The 603-nt window shown below is 77.1% G+C and carries 1 pseudogene; it reads right to left on the reverse strand.

From position 1 onward, the window contains the following. Positions 1-603: pseudogene (locus G3I65_RS53330) on the reverse strand (DNA polymerase Y family protein); the annotation flags it as partial.

The following is a 603-nucleotide window of genomic DNA, read 5'->3' on the forward strand; positions in this document are numbered from 1 at the left end:
GCCGATCGTCAGGGCGCGTGGGGGTGCCGTGAGCTGGTCGCGCGGGGTGAGGGCGACGGCCCGGCCGGCGGCGTCGAAGACCTGAGCGGGGACCGGGCGGTCCAGAACCGTCGCCGGGGACGGGGAAGGCAGCTGGCCCGGCCAGGTCGCGTCTGGTGGGTTCGTGTGCTCGCGGGGGTCGCCCCACGGCACCAGGCGGACGCGGCCCGCGGGGTCGCGGCCGCCGTCGAGCAGGGGCGTGAGCACGCCTTCCGGCCCAAGGAGGCCTTGGACGCGGACGAACGCGCGGGACGCCCGCTCGTCTTCCTCGTCGGAGCCGCCGTTCTGCCAGAGGTCGAGCTGCAGCGACCGGCCTTCGACCGTCTCCTCCGGTTCGAGGCGCAGCCGCACCACGCCGGACGTCGGGCGCTGACCCTTCGGCGCGCGCAGCCAGCCCTCGAACTGCCAGCGGACGCGGTCGGCGACGCCCGCCGGGGTCAGCGGTTCGGCGCAGCGCCACACGCGGCCGAGGTGTTCGCCGTCTTCGGTGACCGCGTGGATGCCGAGGCGGGTGCAGGCCAGGCCGTGGCCGGCGAGGCCCGCGCAGAACCGCGCCGCGAGCCC

This window comes from Amycolatopsis sp. SID8362, assembly GCF_010550475.1.
Taxonomy (GTDB): domain Bacteria; phylum Actinomycetota; class Actinomycetes; order Mycobacteriales; family Pseudonocardiaceae; genus Amycolatopsis; species Amycolatopsis eburnea.